Origin of the sequence: Burkholderia sp. AU45388 (genome assembly GCF_030481585.1) — a bacterium.
Lineage (GTDB): Bacteria > Pseudomonadota > Gammaproteobacteria > Burkholderiales > Burkholderiaceae > Burkholderia > Burkholderia sola.
Window position 1 is genome coordinate 155526 of record NZ_JAUJPV010000009.1, and the last position, 19818, is coordinate 175343.

The following is a 19818-nucleotide window of genomic DNA, read 5'->3' on the forward strand; positions in this document are numbered from 1 at the left end:
TCGGATGACGCACTCCGCATCTTAGCCGTTGCGCGCGGCCCGCGCCGAACACGCGGACCGGCGCGGCCAGCCCCTCAGACATGCGAATGCGCGCCGCCATGCACGGGACCCGCGCGCCGCTCGACTTCGCGGCGCACGTCGCCGCGCAGCCCCGCGAAGAACGCGACCTCGGCGACGACGAACAACGGCCCGACGATCAGGCCGACCAGATCGTCGACGAATGCCGGCTTGCGGCCTTCGAACCAGTGTCCGACGAACTGCACGATCCAGCCGACGACGAACGCGCCGACGCCGATCGCGAGCCATTGCGCGGTCGGCCGCAGCGCCAGCGACTGCGCGGCCCACAGGCCGAGCGCGAGCAGCACGGTCATCACGATCCCGAACCGCAGGTCCAGACGCAGGTAGAACACCGCGGACACCACGGCGAGCAGCAGCGCCGGCGACAGCGCGACGCCGGCCAGCGCCCCGAGCGCCGGCCTCGACAGCAGCACCTCGACCGCGAACACGATCATCGGAATGCCGACCAGATGCGTCGCGATGTTGCGCGCATCGCGGTGGTAGGCCGCATACTGGGAAAGATGGTCTTCGAGGGTTTTCATGGCGTCTCCCGATCGGTTATTGAGCGCTATGATGCGCGTCACGCCCGAGAACCTCTGTCAGCTACCCGACATCGCGCGCCCATGCCTGCCTCGCTCGCCCCGTACCTGCCGCAGATCGAAGCGAACCCGTGGTTCGCCGCGCTGCCGCCTGCGCTGCGCGCGGCGTTGATCGCCCGCGCGACGCTGCGCCGTCTGCCGTCCGGCCACGCGCTGTTCCGGCGCGGCGACCCGCCGTGCGGGCTGTACGCGGTCCTGGCCGGTTCACTCACGATAGGTGCGGTCGATCCGCAGGGCAAGGAAGCGCTGCTGACGGTGGCCGAGCCCGTCACGTGGTTCGGCGAGATCGCGTTGTTCGACGGCCAGCCGCGCACGCACGACGCCATCGCGCTCGACGACGCGCTGCTGCTGCACGTGCCGCAGGCCGCGCTGCTCGCGATCCTCGAGACGACGCCGCAATACTGGCGGCAGTTCGCGCTGCTGATGGCGCAAAAGCTGCGCCTGAGCTTCCTGACGGTCGAATCGATGAGCGTGATGCCGGCCGCGCAGCGGCTCGCCGCGCGGCTGCTGATGATCGCCGAAGGCTACGGCGGCATCAGCGCCGGGCGCACGCACATCCGGCTGTCGCAGGAAACGCTCGCGTCGATGCTGTCGCTGACGCGGCAGACCACCAACCAGTTGCTGAAGGCGCTGCAGACGGATGGCGTCGTGCGGCTGCACGTCGGCGAGATCGAACTCGTCGACATCGACGCGTTGCGCCGCGCGAGCGGGCTCGGCGACGGCGCGTACTGAACGCCGCGCAACGACGTCCATCGGCCGGTACTGGCCGCCATGCGCTGCCCGCGGCCACCGAGTTGCGCTATCGTGGCGGCTCCTTCCGTCCGCCGCGCGCACCGCCTTGAACACGTCGACCGTCCCCGCCCCCGCCCGCCATCCGTGGCCCGTCTTCATCGCGTTCCTGCGGCTCGGCCTCACGTCGTTCGGCGGCCCGGTCGCGCATCTCGGCTACTTTCGCGCGGAATTCGTCACGCGGCGCGGCTGGCTCAGCGAGCGCACCTATGCCGATCTCGTCGGGCTGTGCCAGTTCCTGCCGGGCCCGGCGAGCAGCCAGGTCGGGATGGCGATCGGTCTCGTGCGCGCCGGCTATGCCGGCATGTTCGCCGCGTGGCTCGGGTTCACGCTGCCGTCGGCGCTGCTGATGATGCTGTTCGCGCTCGGTGTTCACGCTACGGGCGTGCCGATCGAAGCCGGCGCGCTGCACGGGCTGCGCATCGTGTCGGTCGCGGTGATCGCGCAAGCCGTGTGGGGCATGGCGCGCACGCTGTGCCCGGATGCGCGGCGCGTCACGCTGATGGCCGCGGCAGCGTGCGTCGCGCTGCTCGCGCCGGCCGCGTGGACGCAAGTCGCGGTGATCGTCGTGGCCGGCGCGGCCGGTCTCGTGCTACTGCCGCAACCGGCGCGCGATGCGCATGAACCGTTGCCGCTGCACGTGTCGCCCCGGGCAGGCGTGCTGTGGCTTCTGCTATTCGCCGCGCTGCTCGTCGCGCTGCCGTTCGCGGCCCGCGCGCTGCGCTCGGATACGCTCGCCGTCGTCGATGCGTTCTTCCGCACGGGCGCGCTCGTGTTCGGCGGCGGCCACGTGGTGCTCCCGCTGCTGCAGGCGGCCGTGGTCGCACCCGGCTGGGTCGGCGATTCGGCGTTTCTCGCCGGGTATGGCGTCGCGCAGGCGGTGCCGGGGCCGCTGTTCACGTTCGCGGCGTTCCTCGGTGCGTCGCTGCGCGATGCGCCGACCGGCTGGCTTGGCGGCACGCTCGCACTCGTGTCGATCTTCGCGCCGTCGTTCCTGCTCGTTGCCGGCACCGCGCCGTTCTGGGAGCGCCTGCGCCGCAGCGCGCACATGCAGGCCGCGCTCGCCGGCGTGAACGCGGCCGTCGTCGGGCTGCTGCTCGCCGCGCTCTATCATCCGGTCTGGACCGACACGATCGTCGCGCCGCGCGACCTGGCCGCCGCGCTGGTCGCGTTCGTCGCGCTGGTGTTCTGGCGCATGCCGCCATGGGCCGTGGTGATCGCGAGCGCGGCGCTCGGCTGGCTGCTCGGCATGGCCGGCTGAGCCGGCCATCTCCGCACGTTCGGCCACGCAAAAAACAAAAAGCCCTCGAAACGAGGGCTTTTCTTCGATGCCGCGCGCCGTGACGGCGCGCAGGCGCCGGACTTACGCGAAATTCTTCGCGGCGAAGTCCCAGTTCACGATGTTCCAGAACGCTTCGACGAACTTCGGACGCGCGTTGCGGTAGTCGATGTAGTACGCGTGTTCCCACACGTCGATCGTCAGCAGCGCCTTGTCGGCGGTCGTCAGCGGCGTGGCGGCGTTGCTCGTCGACACGATGTCGAGCGAACCGTCGGCCTTCTTCACGAGCCATGCCCAGCCCGAACCGAACGTGCCGACCGCGGCCTTCGTGAACGCTTCCTTGAATGCGTCGTACGAACCCCACTTCGCGTTGATCGCGTCGCCCAGCGCGCCCGTCGGTGCGCCGCCGCCGTTCGGCGACAGGCTGTTCCAGAAGAACGTGTGGTTCCAGATTTGCGCGGCGTTGTTGAAGATGCCGCCCGACGACTTCTTCACGATCTCTTCCAGCGGCAGGTTTTCGAATTCCGTGCCCGGGATCAGATTGTTCAGGTTCGTCACATAAGCCTGATGGTGCTTGCCGTAGTGGTACTCGATCGTCTCTTTCGAGATGGTCGGCGCGAGTGCGTCTTCAGCGTACGGGAGCGGCGGGAGCGTATGAGCCATGGCGATTCCTTCGTTGAGTATGTAGGGAGGCTGTGTTGGATGCTGCCGAGCGTCCGATTGTAGGCGAGGACGAATAACCCCGCAAACTCACGGGCCATTTATCCGCGGTATGCGGAAAAGCGATGCTGGCGCGACGTCCGGCAGGACGAACCCGACGATGCGCAGCATCCGTTCCCGCCGCGAGGCGCGTGTTGCGACGACGCGCGTTTCGCTCGGCACCCGTTAAGTCATATCGTATCGGTCAGGCGCGGCTGCACGTCGGCGAGCGACACGTCCGCCGAGCCTTCGGCGAGATGCACGGTCAGGCGCCGCTGCGGCTTCAGCGCGTTCGGCGCGCGCACCGCACGGCCCGTCTGCGCATCGATCAGCGCCGCATAACCGCGCTCGAGCGTGCGCTGCGGGCTCAGCACCTCGAGCCGTGCCGCACAGGCCGACACACGCGCCGTGTCGCGTTCGTGACGGCGCTGCAACGCGCTCGCGAGACGTTGCGACAGCCCCGCGAGCGCGTGGCGCGCCTGGGACGGATCGGGCCGCGCGCGCTGCCAGCGCAGTTGCGCGAGCGCGAAACGCGCACGCGCATCGCGCACCGGCCGCGACGCCGCCGACGCGAGCCGCACCGCGAGCTGCTCGACGTGCGTGCGCTGGCGCTGCAGCCGCTCGGCCGGGCTCACGAGCCGGCGCGCGAGCCAGTCGAGCTGCTGCGCACGCTGTTCGAGCCGGCGCGCCATGCCGCGCGCGAGCGCGCGCTGGCGCTCGTCGACCTCGCGCAGCAGCAGCGCCCGCTGCGGGCTCGCGAGCTCGGCCGCGCCGGTGGGCGTCGGCGCGCGCAGGTCGGCCGCGAAGTCCGCGATCGTGAAATCGGTTTCGTGCCCGACGCCGCTGACGACCGGCAGCTCGCTCGCCGCGATCGCACGCGCCAGCGCTTCGTCGTTGAACGACCACAGATCCTCGATCGAACCGCCGCCGCGACACACCAGCAGCACGTCGACCTCGCGCCGCGCGTTCGCGGTCGCCACCGCCGCGACGAGCTTTTCGGCGGAACCGGCGCCCTGCACGGGGGCCGGATAGACGATCACCGGAATGTGCGGCGCCCGGCGGGCGAGCGTGGTCACCACGTCGCGCAACGCGGCGGCCTGCAGCGACGTGACGATGCCGATCGCGCGCGGATGAGCCGGCAACGGACGCTTGCGCTCGGGGGCGAAGAGGCCCTCGCCTTCGAGTTGCGCCTTCAGCCGCAGGAACGCCTCGTACAGACGCCCCTGGCCGGTGCGCCGCACGGCTTCGACGTTGAGCTGCACCTCGCCGCGCGGCTCGTACATCGTGACGACCGCGCGCACCTCGATGCGGTCGCCTTCGCGGGGCGTGAATTCCGCGTACTGCGCGCGGCCGCGGAACATCACGCAGCGCATCTGCGCCTGCTGGTCCTTGATCGAGAAATACCAGTGGCCGCTCGCGGCGCGCGTGAAATTCGACACTTCGCCGGAAATCCACAGCAGCGGAAACGAACGCTCGAGCATCGTCGAAATCGCACGATTGAGCGCCGAAACGGGAATCACTTCGTCGCCGCCGCGCGTGGCGCCGGGTGCGGAAAAAGGAGAATCGGAAAGCATGGGCGGTCGGATGAATGCTGGCGGCGTCACGATAGTCCGACACGCGCGCGGCGTCCAGCGCCGCCGCATTCGCCGCCGTGCGCGGAAGGTGTCCACACTCTGGCATTCGTCCGCGCAAAACGCTCGGAAACCGCCAAAAAAACCAGACGATTCTTCGCAACACGTTGATTTTTATAATCTTTTAAACCTTTCGAAATGATTCTCATCCGATTCGATGCCCGCCGGGCGGGCGTTTGAGGCGATCGAGCAGGGAGTTTTTCACAGAGTTATCCACAGGCCGACTCGATCCGGCCCCGTGGGCCGCGGCGGCCGGTCGCGCTTGCCGCGCCGGCGTGCGGCGCGCTAGAGTGCCGCCTTCCACGGACCTTGCGGCATGCGCCGCCCAACGGAGAATCCGCCTTGACGAATCCGTCCCTCGCCGCGGCGCACGACGCGCCGCGCCCGGCCCGATGAGCGCGCCCGGCGGCCCGCTCGCGCGGCTCGAAGCGCGCCTGACACGCGAATGGCAGCGGCGCGGCGCGCTCGCGTGGGCGCTCACGCCGTTCGCCTGCGTGTTCGGCCTGTGCGCGGCGCTGCGGCGCGCCGCTTACGCGCAAGGCTGGAAGCAGCCGGTCGACGTCGGCGTGCCCGTCGTCGTGGTCGGCAACGTGACCGTCGGCGGCACCGGCAAGACGCCGACCGTGATCGCGCTCGTCGACGCGCTGCGCGCGGCCGGCTTCACGCCCGGCGTCGTGTCGCGCGGCTACGGCGCGAACGTGAAGGCGCCGACGGCCGTCACGCCGACGTCGCGCGCGGGCACGGCCGGCGACGAACCGCTGCTGATCGCGCGCCGCACCGGCGCGCCCGTGTGGGTGTGCCCCGACCGCGTCGCCGCCGCGCAGGCGCTGCGCGCCGCGCATCCGGACGTCGACGTGATCGTCAGCGACGACGGTCTGCAGCACTACCGCCTCGCGCGCGCCGTCGAGCTCGTCGTATTCGACCACCGGCTCGGCGGCAACGGCTTCCTGCTGCCCGCCGGGCCGCTGCGCGAGCCGCTGTCGCGGCGCCGCGACGCGACGCTCGTCAACGATCCGTACAGCGGCGCGCTGCCGCCGTGGCCCGACACCTACGCGCTCGCGCTGACGCCGGGCGCCGCATGGCACCTCGACCAGCCCGCGCTGCGCCGCCCGCTGTCGCAATTCACGAACGAGCGCGTGCTCGCCGCGGCCGGCATCGGCGCGCCGGAACGCTTTTTCGCGACGCTGCGCGCGGCCGGCCTCGCGCCAGCGACCCGCGCGCTGCCCGACCATTACGCGTTCGCCGACAATCCGTTCGTCGACGATGCCGTCGATGCGATCCTGATCACCGAGAAGGATGCAGTAAAATTGGGCGCTTCCTGGCGCGACGCCCGACTGTGGGTGGTCCCCGTCGAAGCCGCGCTCGACCCTCGCCTCATTGCCCTCGTTGTGGAGAAACTCCGTGGACGCTCGCCTGCTTGAAATCATTGTGTGCCCTATCTGCAAAGGCCCGCTCCACTACGACCGTGCCGCGCAGGAACTGATCTGCAACGCGGACAAGCTCGCGTACCCGATCCGCGACGGCATCCCGGTGATGCTCGTCGACGAAGCGCGCCAGACCGTCGAAGGCACGCCGGTCGATCCGGCTGGCCGCTGAACCGCTGAACCACGGCGCCGCTCGCCCGGCGCACCGATTCGACACCGACGGCCCGGCTCCGGCCGGGTCGCCGCACTCCGCCGGGCGACCGGCTTCCGGCGTCGCCCGCCCCGTTCTTCCCAGCGCTCTTCGATGACTCACCCGCAACCCTTCATCGCCGTCATTCCCGCCCGGCTCGCGTCGACGCGGCTCCCGAACAAGCCGCTCGCCGATCTCGGCGGCAAGCCGATGGTCGTGCGCGTCGCCGAGCGCGCGCGCGAAGCGGGCGCGCAGCAGGTGCTCGTCGCCTCCGATGCGCAGAGCGTGCTCGACGCGGCGCGCGATCACGGCTTCGAAGCGGTGCTCACCCGCGCCGATCATCCGTCCGGCACCGACCGGCTCGCGGAAGTCGCGGCGGCCTTCGGCTGGCGCGACGACACCGTGGTCGTCAACGTGCAGGGCGACGAGCCGCTGATCGACCCCGTGCTCGTCCGCGACGTAGCGTCGCACCTGGCCGCGCATCCGGCGTGCGCGATCGCGACCGCGGCCCACCCGATCCACGACGCGGCCGACGTGTTCAACCCGAACGTCGTGAAGGTCGCGCTCGACGCGCAGAGCGTCGCGCTGTACTTCTCGCGCGCGCCGATTCCGTGGAGCCGCGACGCATACCAACCGCACTGGCCCGACGTCGCGGCCATGCCGGCACCGGCTTTCCCGGTCTACCGGCACATCGGCCTCTATGCGTATCGCGCGCGTTTCCTGCGCACCTATCCGTCGCTCGCGCAGGCGCCGATCGAACAGGCCGAGCAGCTCGAACAGCTGCGCGCGCTCTGGCACGGCGAGCGCATCGCGGTGCTGATCACCGAATCCGCGCCCGAAGCCGGCATCGATACGCCGGCCGATCTCGCACGCGTGCAGGCCCTTTTTCGGCCGGGTTCAAAATAACCCATGGCATAATCAGGCGATTGTGCGAGCCGTCCGCGACCAGCGCGTCCTCGCTTGACCCCGCCCGTGGCTCCGCCGGCAGCCGCGCGTCGCTCGAACCGACGCGCCGCATCAGACCGGTCCGCCACGCGCCAGGCAAGCCCCGCGCCCGCCGTCGCCGACGCCTTTGAGGCTCGCCACACGAATCTACATACTTGGAGATATCACCATGCGTTTGATCCTGTTGGGCGCGCCCGGCGCGGGAAAGGGCACCCAGGCAAACTTCATCAAGGAAAAATTCGGGATTCCGCAAATCTCGACGGGCGACATGCTGCGTGCGGCCGTCAAGGCCGGCACGCCGCTCGGCGTCGAGGCGAAGGGCTACATGGATGCCGGCAAGCTCGTCCCGGACGCGCTCATCATCGGCCTCGTCAAGGAGCGCCTGAAGGAATCCGACTGCGCGAACGGCTATCTGTTCGACGGCTTCCCGCGCACGATCGCGCAAGCCGACGCGATGAAGGAAGCCGGCGTCGCGATCGACTACGTGCTCGAGATCGACGTCCCGTTTTCGGAAATCATCGAGCGCATGAGCGGCCGCCGCACGCACCCGGCATCGGGCCGCACGTACCACGTCAAGTTCAACCCGCCGAAGGTCGAAGGGCACGACGACGTGACGGGCGAACCGCTGATCCAGCGCGACGACGACAAGGAAGAAACTGTCAAAAAGCGTCTCGAAGTGTACGAAGCGCAGACCAAGCCGTTGATCACGTACTACGGCGACTGGGCGCAGCGCGGCGAGGAAAACGGTTTGAAAGCGCCGCAGTATCGCAAGATCTCGGGCCTCGGCACCGTCGACGAAATTCGCGAGCGCGCGTTCGACGCACTGAAGTAAGCAGCGCGTCGCGCACCCGCAAGCCGCCCGTTCCGGGCGGTTTTTTTTCGCCTGCGCGATTGGCACGACAGGCACGCGCGCAAGAAAAACGCCCGCGATGCGGGCGTGCTTTCCGTGTGCGAGCAATGGCGTGCCGGCGGCTCAATCCTCGCCGTCGCGCTGCATCCGCTGCCGCAATTCGCTGACCTGCGACTCGACGACGGTCGCGTCTTCCGCCTCGGGCCGCTCGCCGAGATATTGCTCGAGATCCTCGAGCGCGGGACGCAGGTAGTCGAGCCGCGCATACGCGAAGCCGCGGTCGCGCACCTCGTCGAGCTGCTCGGGCAACAGGATCACGAGCCGCTGCTGCACCGCGAGCAGCCGCTGCCAGCGCTCCGTCTGCAGATAGATCGTCTTCAGGTTGCGCAGCATCCGCGCGATGATCTCGCGGCTCGTCGCGGGCTGCAGCAGTGCGCGCAACGCGCTGTCGACCGCTCCCGCCGCCCGCGCGACGTAGGGCTCGAGCATCTCGACCATCTCGGCTTCGGATAGCGAATGGCCGTTGGTCGGATCGATGATCAGGTCGCCGTCCGGCAGCGTCACGCGCAGCAGGAAATGGCCGGGGAACGATACGCCGCGCGCCGGCACGCCGATCTGCTCGGCGAGTTCTAGATACAGCACCGACAGCGAGATCGGGATCCCGCGCCGCCGTTTCAGCACGGCGTTCAGGTGGCTGTTATCGGGGTCGTAGTAATCGTTGTGATTGCACGCGAAGCCGAGCTCGCGAAAGAAGAAGTCGTTCAGCGCGGCGACGCGGCCTTTCAGGTCCGTGTCGTCGGCGAGCCGCCGGCGCAGCCGCGCCGCCAGCATGTCGAGTTCGGCCAGCGTGCCCTGCAGGTCGAGGTCGGGATACGCGTCCTGCGCCAGCGACAGCGCGGCTTCCGTGACGGGCAGACTGTCGTCGTCCGCCACGAGCGTGCTGAAGTAGTCGAGGACGCGGGTCATTGCGGTCGTCACTTGGCGCGCCTTCTGAAGTAAGCGTATTTGAAGCCCATCACCCACAACATACCGAAATATAGTGCAGCAAACAGCACGAGGCACGCCGCCATCAGCGCAATGCGATCGAGCGGCTGCGCGCGCATGCCGGTCCAGTCGAAACTGATCGCGCACCAGTGCATCAGGCCCGCGAGCACGAGCGCCGCGCCGACGAGCTGCACGAAGAAGCGCAGCCAGCCCGGCGACGGCTGGTAGATGCCGCGCTTGCGCAGCCCGAGGAACAGCAGCAGCGAATTCAGGCACGCGCCGACGCCGATGCTCAGCGTGAGGCCCGCGTGGCCGATCAGCGGCACGAACACGTAGTTCGACAGCTGCGTGACGATCAGCACGCCGACCGCGATCTTCACGGGCGTCTTGATGTCCTGCTTCGCATAGAAGCCCGGCGCGAGGATCTTGATCAGGATGATGCCGACGAGGCCGATCCCGTAGGTGGCCAGCGCGCGCGCGACCATCGTGACGGTATGCGCGTCGAACTTGCCGTAGTTGAAGAGGGTCGCGGTGAGCGGCGTCGCGAAGAAGAACAGCGCGAGCGCGCTCGGCGCCGCGAGCAGGAACGTGACGCGCAGCCCCCAGTCGAGCAGCGCCGAATATTCGTGCGAATCGGCATCGACGTGCGCCTTCGACAGGCTCGGCAGCAGGATCGTGCCGAGCGCGACGCCGAGCAGCGCGGTGGGGAATTCCATCAGGCGGTCGGCGTAATTGATCCACGACACGGCGCCCTGCCCGAGCCGCGACGCGATGTTGGTGTTGATGATCAGCGACAATTGCGCGACGGACACCGCGAACGTCGCCGGCACCATTTTCGCGAGCACGCGCTTCACGCCCGGATGACGCAGCGCGCGCAGCGGGTTGACGCCGATCAGCGGCACCATGTCGATCTTCTTCAGGCCCGGCAACTGCACGAGAAACTGCAGCACGCCGCCGACGATGACGGCCCACGCGAGCGCGTAGACGGGCACCTTCAGGTGCGGCGCGACGAATACGGCCGCGGCGATGAACGCGACGTTGAGCAGCACCGGCGCGAACGCGGGCAGCGAGAAGCTCTTGTACGTGTTCAGCACGCCCGACGCGAGCGTGGTCAACGAAATGAACACGATGTACGGGAACATGATCCGCGTCATCGTGACCGCGAGCGGGAACGCCTGGCCGTCGCTGTGCAGGCCGGACGCGACCGCGAACACGACCCACGACGCACCGGCGATGCCGACGACCGACAGCACGGCCAGCGCCCAGGCGAGCACGGTGGACATCGCGTCGACGAGCGCCTTCGTCGCATCGTGCCCCTGCTGGTTCTTGAACTCGGCGAGGATCGGCACGAACGCCTGCGAGAACGCGCCTTCGGCGGACAGGCGGCGCAGCAGGTTCGGGATACGGAAGGCGACGTAGAACGCGTCGGTGTATTGACTGGCGCCGAACGCACGGGCGATCAGCGTCTCGCGGGCCAGTCCGGTCACGCGCGACAGCAGCGTGAAGCCGCTGACCGTCAGCAGGGCTCGGAATAGATTCATGGGGCGCTCATTATACGGACGTTGTGCGACCCGGCCACCGGCCGATGCCGAAAAGCGCACCGGCCGCCGACGGCCCCATTCGGCCGGCATCACGTTGAACTTGCCACTCGCTTGATTTTGTTGCTATAATCGCCGGTTTCTGGGCTCGTACATGCACGGCAACTGCCGTTTTCATGTCCCGGCCTCGGTTAAAATCACCGTTTTTTTATGCGCCCCTGGGCAATCGTTCTCAGGGGACGGATCGAAAAGCAGCGCTTGGCCGTCAGGCTCCAAGCTCTGGAAACAGGACAGGATAAGGAACCGTCATGGCTAACTCCGCACAAGCACGCAAGCGCGCCCGCCAGGCCGCGAAGGCAAACTCGCACAACTCGGCGCTGCGCTCGAAATTCCGTACCGCGATCAAGTCGGTTCGCAAGGCTGTTGAAGCCGGCGACCAGGCAAAGGCTGCCGAGCTGTTCAAGGCTGCCGTGAAGACGATCGACACGATCGCCGACAAGAAGATCGTTCACAAGAACAAGGCCGCTCGCAGCAAGAGCCGCCTGGCCGCAGCCGTCAAGGGCCTGCAGGCAGCAGCGTAACTCCGGTGCGCCCGCTCAGGCGGGCGTTCCTGTTTCCTGCGATCACGAAAAAGCCCGCCTAGGCGGGCTTTTTTGTTGGCTGTCGCCGGCACATCGTGCACGGCAGCGGCACTTGCCGGGAGGGCGCGCGCGAAATGCACCCTCGCGCACCCTCGCCCGCCGGCATCGCTCACCTCTTCGTGTTGTAGTCCGGCAATTCGCACGCCTCGGTCACGACGAGGTTGTTGTCCTTCGCGAAATTCAGCACGAAATCGAAAGCCATCGGCTCGATGTCGCGCAACCGCGAATCGAGGATCACGCATTTGAGGTCACCGAGCATCGTCGGGCGCACGTACAGCGAATACTTGAGACGCGCATTCGGCCCGCTCGCCCCCGGCCCGAAGCAGGCCATCACACCGGCCAGACGTTCCGACCAGTCGCTCGGGCGAAACTTTTTCCCGTCTTTCGTGATGCCCTGGATGAAAAATTCGGTCGGAGGGGTTTCAGCCATGTGGTTACCCAAGTGACGGCCCGGCGATGTCCAGGCAACGGCGCCTGGATACGCGAACACAAAGCTGGAGGGTCGGCCGCACGCGCCGATCGATATCCCGAAAACGGAGCGTCGATGCGCGCCGCCGATGGACTGCACAGGATTTGTGCAGCGCACGGCTTGTGTCCGGCAGAGCGCGAAAAGCCTTGCCTGCCGGGCTGGAGAAAACTTTTGAATTATACCGCAGCGCGCCATTGCGCGGCGTCCCGACGCCCGCCTCCCCGAGTGGCCGGTCGCGAGCGGCGATCCTGCCCCGCGTCGCTCCACGGCTCGTCAAAGCACAGAAAATCCTTTATGCTGCTTTGAGTTATCCACACCCGACGGCGGCGCCGTCCGGCCTCGCGGCCGGGTGAGACCCGCCGTATTTCGTTTCATGACCGCCAAAACCATTCGTCACTACCTGCAGTTCAAGGATTTCTCGCTGGAAGACTACGAGTACGTGCTCGAACGCACGGGTATCCTGAAGCGCAAGTTCAAGAACTACGAGACCTATCACCCGCTGCACGACCGCACGCTCGCGATGATCTTCGAGAAAAGCTCGACGCGCACGCGCCTGTCGTTCGAGGCCGGGATCTTCCAGCTCGGCGGCCACGCCGTCTTCATGAGCACGCGCGACACGCAGCTCGGCCGCGGCGAACCCGTCGAGGATTCCGCACAGGTCATCTCGCGGATGGTCGACATCATCATGATCCGCACGTTCGAGCAGGACGTGATCACGCGCTTCGCGCAGAATTCCCGCGTGCCGGTGATCAACGGCCTGACGAACGAATACCACCCGTGCCAGGTGCTCGCCGATATTTTCACGTACTACGAGCACCGCGGCCCGATCGCCGGCAAGACCGTCGCGTGGGTCGGCGACGCGAACAACATGCTGTACACGTGGATCGAAGCCGCGCAGATCCTCGGCTTCAAGCTGCGCCTGTCCACCCCGCCCGGCTATGCGCTCGACATGAAGCTCGTGTCGCCCGACAGCGCGCCGTTCTACGAGGTGTTCGACGATCCGAACGAAGCGTGCAAGGGCGCCGATCTCGTGACGACCGACGTATGGACGAGCATGGGTTTCGAGGCCGAGAACGAAGCGCGCAAGCAGGCGTTCGCCGACTGGTGCGTCGACGAGGAAATGATGGGCCATGCGAACCCGGATGCCCTCTTCATGCACTGCCTGCCCGCGCACCGCGGCGAGGAAGTGACGGCCGGCGTGATCGACGGCCCGCAGAGCGTCGTGTGGGACGAAGCGGAAAACCGCCTGCACGTGCAGAAGGCGCTGATGGAGTTCCTGCTGCTCGGCCGCCTCAAGCACTGACGCGCGGCAACGCACACGCGTAAAAAAGCGCCGGTCGACGATCGGCGCTTTTCGCTTGGGCGCGCCGAAACCGGCACGCGCGCCGTTACAGGTAGACCGGCTCCGCCTCCAGCTCGACGCCGAACCGCGCGCGCACGTCGGCCTGGATCGCCCGCGCCAGCGCCAGCACGTCGGCGCCGGTCGCGCCGCCGCGATTGACGAGCACGAGCGCCTGGCGGTCGTGCACGGCCGCCGCCCCGAGTGCGCGCCCCTTCCAGCCGCAGCGGTCGATCAGCCAGCCGGCCGCGAGCTTCACCTGCCCGTCCGGCTGTGGATACGACACGACCTCCGGCACGCGGGCGCGCAGCGCCTCGAACTGCGCGGCGTCGATCACCGGATTCTTGAAGAAACTGCCCGCATTGCCGAGCACCAGCGGATCGGGCAGCTTCGCGCGGCGGATCGCGACGACCGCGTCGAACACGTCGCGCGGCGTCGCCGCATCGGGCGCGATGCCGCGCGCGTCGAGCTCGCGCGTGACGTCCACGTAGCCAAGCCGCGGCGTCCATTGCTTCGGAAGCCGGAACGTCACCGAGACGATCGCGAACCGGCCGCGCCCTTCCCGCTTGAAGAAACTGTCTCGATAGCCGAACGCGCAGCGCGCGGCGTCGAAGCGCTCGCTGCGCCCCGTCGCCAGCTCGACCGCGACCAGCGAATCGAAATACGCCTTCATCTCGAGGCCGTACGCGCCGATGTTCTGGATCGGCGCGGCGCCGACGGTGCCCGGGATCAGCGCGAGATTCTCGAGGCCCGGCATCCCGTGCTCGAGCGTCCACGCGACGAACGCGTGCCAGTTCTCGCCGCCGCCGGCCTCGACGTACCACGCGTCTTCATCCTCGCGCACGACGCGGCGGCCCGCGATCTCGTCGAGCAGCACGACGCCGTCGAAATCGCGCGTGAACACGATATTGCTGCCGCCGCCGAGCACGAGCTGCGGCAGGGCCGCGACCCGCGGGTCGCGATGCAGCGCCTCGAACTGCGCCGCCTGCGTGATGCGCGCCGCGAAGCGCGCGCGCGCGGCGATGCCGAACGTGTTGTGCGCGGCGAGCGGATGGTCGGGAAGCAGCGACAGGGCGGAATCGTCAGGGGGCATCGGCATTCGCGGTCACGTCGGCCCGGGCGGCGCTGGCCGGCCTTGGGCAAACGGAGGGGCATCGGTAAAATGGCAAACAGTCCGCAATTATAGCGAGTGCCTGCGCGCGAGCCGGGTGCCCGCATCTCAAGGGAGAATGCCATGCCATCGTTCGACGTCGTTTCCGAAGCGAACATGATCGAAGTGAAGAACGCCATCGAGCAGTCGAACAAGGAAATTTCGACGCGCTTCGACTTCAAGGGCTCCGACGCGCGCGTCGAACAGAAGGAGCGCGAGCTGACGCTGTTCGCCGACGACGATTTCAAGCTCGGCCAGGTCAAGGACGTGCTGATCGGCAAGCTGGCCAAGCGCAACGTCGACGTGCGCTTTCTCGACTACGGCAAGGTCGAGAAGATCGGCGGCGACAAGGTCAAACAGATCGTCACCGTGAAGAAGGGCGTGACGGGCGACCTGGCAAAGAAGATCGTGCGCCTCGTGAAGGACAGCAAGATCAAGGTGCAGGCAAGCATCCAGGGCGACGCGGTGCGCATTTCGGGCACGAAGCGCGACGACCTGCAGAGCACGATCGCGATGCTGCGCAAGGACGTGACCGACACGCCGCTCGACTTCAACAACTTCCGCGACTGACCGGCAACCGCCGCGTCGCGTCATCCGGCCGGGCCCCGCACACGCGGCGCGCCCGGCGCGCGGCCAGCGCCGCGCTTTCTCAGGCCTTCCCGCCGTCCTGCGCGCCGCCGTTGGCGGCCGCCTTCTTCTTGTCGCCGATCCGGCTCTCCTGCCCCGCGAGCAGCTTCGAAATGTTGCCGCGGTGACGCCACACGAGCAGCACGCTCATCGCGAGCACGGCCCATGCGATCGGGTTGTGGCCCGGCATGCCGAACAGGAACACGTCGAACACCGGCGCGAATACGGCCGCCACCAGCGCCGCGAGCGACGAATAGCGGAAGAAGAACGCGACGATCAGCCAGGTGAGCGCGGTCGCGAGCCCGAGCACCGGATGCACGGCGAGCAGTACGCCGGCCGCGGTCGCGACGCCCTTGCCGCCCTGGAAGCGGAAGAACACCGGGTACAGGTGGCCGAGGAACACGGCGATCGCGACCCACGCGACCGCGACGTCGGGCAGGCCGAAGTGCCGGGCGAGCCAGACGGCGATCCAGCCCTTGAACGCGTCGCCGACGAGCGTCAGGATCGCGGCCTTCTTGTTGCCGCTGCGCAGCACGTTGGTCGCGCCGGGATTCTTCGATCCGTACGAACGCGGGTCGGCCAGGCCCATCACGGAACTGACGACGACGGCGAACGACACCGAACCGATCAGGTAGGCAACGAGGGCGGCGAGCAGGATCTGCATGCGGAGGACTCTTCTTTCAACGTATCGGGAAAGGACGGCCGGGCGCGGCAAGCCGGCAGGCCGAAACGGCGCCCATTCTACCGAACGGGCGCCGGGTGCCACGAAGGTGAAACCCTCAGTCGACGCTCGCGCACTGCACGGGCTGCGCGTCGAGCAGCGACGTGAGCACTGCCGGCGCGAGGCTGACGAGGTAGCCGCGCCGGCCGCCGTTCAGGTAGATCGTCGGCAATGCGAGGATCGTCGCCTCGACGTAGACGGGCATCGTCTTGCGCGTGCCGAACGGCGACGTGCCGCCGACCAGATAGCCCGAATGGCGGTTCGCGACCTCGGGCTTGCACGGCTCGACGCGCTTCGCGCCGATCTGACGCGCGAGATTCTTCGTCGACACGGTGCGATCGCCGTGCATCAGCACGATCAGCGGCTTCGCGTGCTCGTCTTCCATCACGAGCGTCTTCACGATGCTGTGCTCGTCGACGCCGAGCTGGCGCGCCGATTCGCCGGTGCCGCCGTGCTCGACGTAGTCGTACGGATGCTCGCCGAATGCGACGCCATGACGGCGCAGCAACTGGGTCGCGGGGGTTTCGGACACGTGTCTGGATTTGCTCATGGCGGCATTTTAATGGCGAACGATCGGCGCGCGCGCAATGGCGTGCCCGCGCCGACGGTATACTCGCGGCCCGTTTTCCGCCGGCCCGCCGCATCGCCGTCGCGCGTGTGCCCATCATCGTTGCGAACATCGTGAAGCGCTATTGTCCGATTGGCTGATTGTGGTGCGTGCATCGCCATGGCACGATCGTTCGCAAATATCGTCGGCCGCCGCCGGCCCTTCATCTGGAGACGCCATGTCCTCGCCCATCCGTTCATCCGAATCGCTCGACGTCGATGCGCTGCTCGCCGCGCTGCCGCGCCGCATCGCCGACGTGCCCGCGCACCGGGCCGCGCAGTCGCCCGCGCATCCGGCGCTGATCGAGGATGCGCGCCGGCTGTCGTACGGCGAGCTGGCGCAGGCCGTCGACGCGGCGGCCGCGCGGCTCGCGAGCCTCGGCGTGCAAGGCGGCGACCGCGTGATGATCGTCGCGGAAAACTGCGTCGCGCAGATCGTGCTGCTGTTCGCGGCCGCCCGCATCGACGCATGGGCGCTCGTGTCGAACGCGCGGCTGTCGGCCGCCGAGCTCGACGCGATCGCCGCGCACGCGCGTCCGAAGCTGATCGCGTTCACGATCGACGCATCGGCCGATGCGCGCGCCCACGCCGAGCGGCTCGGCGCGACGCCCGCCGGCGCGCTGCCGGTCGACGTCGGCGCGTGGTCGTATCGCGTCGATGCGGGCGCGCCCGCCGAACCGGTGGCCGCCGACGGCGCCGGGCAGTGCGCGGCGCTGATCTACACGACGGGCACGACCGGCACGCCGAAAGGCGTGATGCTGTCGCACCGCAACCTGCTGTTCATCGCGGCGATATCGAGCACGCTGCGCCGCGTGTCGCCGGACGACGTCGTCTACACGGTGCTGCCCGTGTCGCACGTGTACGGGCTCGCGTCCGTGTGCGTCGGCAGCCTGTACGCGGGCGCGACGCTGCGGCTCGCGCCGCGCTTCTCGCCGGAAGCCGTGCGTGTCGCCCTCGCCGATGAAGGCGTGACGATCTTCCAGGGCGTGCCCGCGATGCACGCGAAGCTGCTCGAACACCTGCACACGCATGGCCACGCATGGCGCGCGCCGCGGCTGCGCTTCGCGTATTCGGGCGGCTCGCCGCTCGATACGAACCTGAAGGCCCGCGTCGAGCGCCTGTACGGCGTGCCGCTGCACAACGGCTACGGGATGACCGAAAGCAGCCCGACGATCACCCAGACGCCGCTCGACGCGCCGCGCGCGGACAGTTCGGTCGGCGTGCCGATTCCCGGCATCGAGGTCCGGATCGTCGCGCCGGGGGGCACCGACGTGCGGCCGGGCGAAGTCGGCGAGATCCGCGTGCGCGGGCCGAACGTGATGCTCGGCTACTACCGCGACGCGGACGCGACGCGCGCGGCCGTGTCGCCGGACGGCTGGCTGAGCACCGGCGATCTCGCGCGGCAGGACGCGGACGGCGCGGTGACAATCGCGGGCCGCAGCAAGGAGCTGATCATCCGTTCGGGCTTCAACGTATATCCGGTCGAAGTCGAACAGGTGCTGAACGCGCATCCGGACGTCGTGCAGGCGGCCGTGATCGGCCGCGCGATCGAAGGCAACGAGGAAGTGCTCGCGTTCGTCGAGCTGGTGCCCGGTGCGACGGCGGACGAGGCGGCATTGCACGCGTGGTGCGCGGATCGGCTCACCGCTTACAAACGCCCTGCGCACATCCGCGTGCTCGATGCGCTGCCGGCCGCGTCGACCGGCAAGGTGCTCAAGCACCGGCTGCGCGAGCTGGTCTGACGCGGCCGCCCTACGCGGGGGAACCTGCACCGGCGCCCCACCACGCCGCACCGCACCGCATGCCCGCGTCGCGCGTCAGCCGCGCGGGTGATGCTGCGCGTGCAGCGTCCTGAGCCGCTCGCGCGCGACGTGCGTATAGATCTGCGTGGTCGAGATGTCGCTGTGGCCGAGCAGCAACTGCACGACGCGCAGGTCGGCGCCGTGGTTCAGCAGGTGCGTCGCGAACGCGTGCCGCAGCGTGTGCGGCGACAGGTGCGCGCGCACGTCGGCCTGCTGCGCGTGACGCTTGATGATGTTCCAGAACTGCTGGCGCGTCATCCCGTCGCCGCGCGCGGTCACGAACAGCGCATCGGCCGCGCGTGCGCCGAGCAGCGCCGGCCGCGCGTCGCGCAGGTAGCGTTCGATCCAGCCGTGCGCGACTTCGCCGAACGGCACGAGCCGCTCCTTCGACCCCTTGCCCATCACGCGCACGACGCCTTCGTTGAGGCCGACCTCCACCGTCTTCAGCGTCACGAGCTCGCTCACGCGCAGCCCGCTCGCGTACATCAGCTCGAGCATCGTGCGATCGCGCAGGCCGAGCGGCGTGCCGATGTCGGGCGCGCCGAGCAGCGCCTCGACCTGCGCCTCGGACAGCGTCGACGGGAACCGGGCCGCCTGTTTCGCGGACGTGATCCGCAGCGTCGGGTCGGCGCTCGCGCGATGCTCGCGCACGGCCCAGCCGTAATAGCGACGGAACACCGACAGCCGCCGGTTCGACGAGGTCGCCTTGCCGTCGCTGCGCGCGGCGATGTAGCCGGTCACCATCGCCTCGTCGGCCGAGTCGAGCGGCGCGTCGTGCGTCGCGGCCAGCCAGTGGGAAAACAGCGCCAGGTCGCGCCGGTACGCATCGAGCGTGTTGCGCGCGAGCCCGTGCTCGAGCCACAGCGCATCGCAGAACACGTCGATCGATGCGCGGCTCGCGAGCAGCGCGGGGGATGCCGCGACGGTGTCGGCGTCGTTGTCGGCGTCGGGGGACATCATCGGTTCGCTCATGGGTACGGCACGCCTTCGTGCGCCAGCAGCCAGCGCTTCACTTTCTGGTAATAGCCGTTGTCGTCGTGGTTCGCGAACCCGCCGAGGCCGCCCGCCGCGACGACGCGATGGCACGGGATCACGAGCGGGAAGTAGTTCCCGCCGCACGCCTGGCCGACCGCGCGCGGCGCGCTGCCGATCCGCTTCGCGACCTGGCCGTAGGTCAGCACCGTACCGGGCGGGATGTCACTGATCACGTCCCACACGCGGTGCTGGAATGCACTGCCGACGTCGGCGAGCGGCAGGTCGAAGCGCGCCGATGCGCGCTCGAAATAACGTTCGATCTGCTCGACCGCGCGCTTCGCGAGCGGTGAATCCGGATCGACCGACTTCATCGATTCAGGCAAATAGACGATCTCGCGCACCACCGCGGCATCCGTGCGGATGCCGACCTTGCCGAACGGCGCGTCGATGACTGCGTTGAACATTGCCTTCTCCTGACCAGGGGACGCGCGCGGTGCTGCCCG

The 19818-nt window shown here is 68.6% G+C and carries 21 protein-coding genes; 10 read left to right on the forward strand and 11 right to left on the reverse strand.

Going from position 1 to position 19818, the window contains the following annotated elements:
• Positions 1 to 74: 74 nt before the first annotated feature.
• Entirely contained in the window at positions 75 to 599 is a 525-nt protein-coding gene (locus tag QZM72_RS17320; protein WP_301738726.1) for a DUF962 domain-containing protein, read from the reverse strand.
• Positions 600 to 680: 81 nt separating this feature from the next.
• Between QZM72_RS17320 and QZM72_RS17325 the strand changes: the two genes are divergently transcribed.
• Together QZM72_RS17325 and chrA are read left to right on the forward strand one after the other, a co-directional pair.
• Positions 681 to 1388, forward strand: a complete 708-nt coding sequence (locus tag QZM72_RS17325) for a Crp/Fnr family transcriptional regulator (protein ID WP_301738727.1) — start codon at positions 681 to 683, stop codon at positions 1386 to 1388.
• Positions 1389 to 1494: 106 nt separating this feature from the next.
• Complete coding sequence (gene chrA / locus QZM72_RS17330; protein WP_301738729.1) at positions 1495 to 2706, forward strand: chromate efflux transporter; 1212 nt, start codon at positions 1495 to 1497, stop codon at positions 2704 to 2706.
• Between the two features lie 102 nt (positions 2707 to 2808).
• Here chrA and sodB read toward each other — a convergent pair whose 3' ends face one another.
• Both sodB and xseA read right to left on the reverse strand, forming a co-directional pair.
• A complete protein-coding gene (gene sodB / locus QZM72_RS17335; protein WP_006489396.1) occupies positions 2809 to 3387 on the reverse strand; it encodes a superoxide dismutase [Fe] in 579 nt (192 codons plus the stop codon).
• 227 nt (positions 3388 to 3614) lie between these two features.
• Complete coding sequence (gene xseA, locus QZM72_RS17340) at positions 3615 to 4997, reverse strand: exodeoxyribonuclease VII large subunit (RefSeq protein ID WP_089468288.1); 1383 nt, start codon at positions 4995 to 4997, stop codon at positions 3615 to 3617.
• Positions 4998 to 5446: 449 nt separating this feature from the next.
• On the opposite strand from xseA, the gene lpxK reads away from it, so the two are divergent.
• The 4 genes from lpxK to adk all read left to right on the forward strand — a co-directional run bounded on the left by lpxK (position 5447) and on the right by adk (position 8445).
• On the forward strand, positions 5447 to 6475 hold the full coding sequence (gene lpxK, locus QZM72_RS17345; RefSeq protein WP_301738731.1) for a tetraacyldisaccharide 4'-kinase: 1029 nt from the start codon (positions 5447 to 5449) through the stop codon (positions 6473 to 6475).
• A complete protein-coding gene (locus tag QZM72_RS17350; RefSeq protein WP_006482216.1) occupies positions 6456 to 6650 on the forward strand; it encodes a Trm112 family protein in 195 nt (64 codons plus the stop codon). The genes lpxK and QZM72_RS17350 overlap by 20 nt, the downstream gene beginning before the upstream one ends.
• A 132-nt stretch (positions 6651 to 6782) precedes the next feature.
• Positions 6783 to 7574 (forward strand): 3-deoxy-manno-octulosonate cytidylyltransferase, encoded by a 792-nt coding sequence (gene kdsB, locus QZM72_RS17355; RefSeq protein ID WP_301738732.1) that lies wholly within the window; start codon positions 6783 to 6785, stop codon positions 7572 to 7574.
• A 208-nt stretch (positions 7575 to 7782) separates the two neighbouring features.
• Complete coding sequence (adk, locus tag QZM72_RS17360; RefSeq protein ID WP_006482212.1) at positions 7783 to 8445, forward strand: adenylate kinase; 663 nt, start codon at positions 7783 to 7785, stop codon at positions 8443 to 8445.
• A 141-nt stretch (positions 8446 to 8586) separates the two neighbouring features.
• On the opposite strand, the gene QZM72_RS17365 is transcribed toward adk, so the two are convergent.
• Both QZM72_RS17365 and murJ read right to left on the reverse strand, forming a co-directional pair.
• Positions 8587 to 9429: a SirB1 family protein gene (locus tag QZM72_RS17365; protein ID WP_011546044.1), complete on the reverse strand. Its 843-nt coding sequence runs from the start codon at positions 9427 to 9429 to the stop codon at positions 8587 to 8589.
• A gap of 8 nt (positions 9430 to 9437) precedes the next feature.
• Positions 9438 to 10988 (reverse strand): murein biosynthesis integral membrane protein MurJ, encoded by a 1551-nt coding sequence (gene murJ / locus QZM72_RS17370; RefSeq protein ID WP_089468292.1) that lies wholly within the window; start codon positions 10986 to 10988, stop codon positions 9438 to 9440.
• A 305-nt stretch (positions 10989 to 11293) separates the two neighbouring features.
• Here murJ and rpsT point away from each other — a divergent pair, with 305 nt between their 5' ends.
• On the forward strand, positions 11294 to 11566 hold the full coding sequence (rpsT, locus tag QZM72_RS17375) for a 30S ribosomal protein S20 (protein ID WP_006482211.1): 273 nt from the start codon (positions 11294 to 11296) through the stop codon (positions 11564 to 11566).
• 169 nt (positions 11567 to 11735) lie between these two features.
• Here rpsT and QZM72_RS17380 read toward each other — a convergent pair whose 3' ends face one another.
• Positions 11736 to 12056 carry a DUF3579 domain-containing protein gene (locus QZM72_RS17380; RefSeq protein ID WP_301738761.1) on the reverse strand — a complete coding sequence of 107 codons (321 nt, stop codon included), beginning with the start codon at positions 12054 to 12056 and terminating at the stop codon, positions 11736 to 11738.
• 412 nt (positions 12057 to 12468) lie between these two features.
• Between QZM72_RS17380 and argF the strand changes: the two genes are divergently transcribed.
• Positions 12469 to 13398 (forward strand): ornithine carbamoyltransferase, encoded by a 930-nt coding sequence (argF, locus tag QZM72_RS17385; RefSeq protein WP_006482207.1) that lies wholly within the window; start codon positions 12469 to 12471, stop codon positions 13396 to 13398.
• A gap of 85 nt (positions 13399 to 13483) precedes the next feature.
• On the opposite strand, the gene murB is transcribed toward argF, so the two are convergent.
• The gene (gene murB / locus QZM72_RS17390) at positions 13484 to 14533 is read right to left on the reverse strand and encodes a UDP-N-acetylmuramate dehydrogenase (protein WP_301738733.1); all 1050 of its coding nucleotides are present in this window, start codon (positions 14531 to 14533) and stop codon (positions 13484 to 13486) included.
• 135 nt (positions 14534 to 14668) lie between these two features.
• Here murB and QZM72_RS17395 point away from each other — a divergent pair, with 135 nt between their 5' ends.
• Positions 14669 to 15154, forward strand: a complete 486-nt coding sequence (locus QZM72_RS17395) for a YajQ family cyclic di-GMP-binding protein (RefSeq protein WP_006482217.1) — start codon at positions 14669 to 14671, stop codon at positions 15152 to 15154.
• Between the two features lie 79 nt (positions 15155 to 15233).
• Here QZM72_RS17395 and plsY read toward each other — a convergent pair whose 3' ends face one another.
• Both plsY and ybaK read right to left on the reverse strand, forming a co-directional pair.
• The gene (gene plsY / locus QZM72_RS17400) at positions 15234 to 15875 is read right to left on the reverse strand and encodes a glycerol-3-phosphate 1-O-acyltransferase PlsY (RefSeq protein WP_089468294.1); all 642 of its coding nucleotides are present in this window, start codon (positions 15873 to 15875) and stop codon (positions 15234 to 15236) included.
• Between the two features lie 115 nt (positions 15876 to 15990).
• Positions 15991 to 16482 (reverse strand): Cys-tRNA(Pro) deacylase, encoded by a 492-nt coding sequence (gene ybaK / locus QZM72_RS17405; protein ID WP_301738734.1) that lies wholly within the window; start codon positions 16480 to 16482, stop codon positions 15991 to 15993.
• A gap of 235 nt (positions 16483 to 16717) precedes the next feature.
• Between ybaK and QZM72_RS17410 the strand changes: the two genes are divergently transcribed.
• The gene (locus QZM72_RS17410) at positions 16718 to 18280 is read left to right on the forward strand and encodes a class I adenylate-forming enzyme family protein (RefSeq protein WP_301738735.1); all 1563 of its coding nucleotides are present in this window, start codon (positions 16718 to 16720) and stop codon (positions 18278 to 18280) included.
• A gap of 75 nt (positions 18281 to 18355) precedes the next feature.
• Here QZM72_RS17410 and xerD read toward each other — a convergent pair whose 3' ends face one another.
• Positions 18356 to 19312: a site-specific tyrosine recombinase XerD gene (gene xerD, locus QZM72_RS17415; RefSeq protein ID WP_301738736.1), complete on the reverse strand. Its 957-nt coding sequence runs from the start codon at positions 19310 to 19312 to the stop codon at positions 18356 to 18358.
• Positions 19309 to 19779 carry a methylated-DNA--[protein]-cysteine S-methyltransferase gene (locus tag QZM72_RS17420; RefSeq protein ID WP_089468298.1) on the reverse strand — a complete coding sequence of 157 codons (471 nt, stop codon included), beginning with the start codon at positions 19777 to 19779 and terminating at the stop codon, positions 19309 to 19311. The genes xerD and QZM72_RS17420 overlap by 4 nt, the downstream gene beginning before the upstream one ends.
• Positions 19780 to 19818 lie beyond the last annotated feature (39 nt).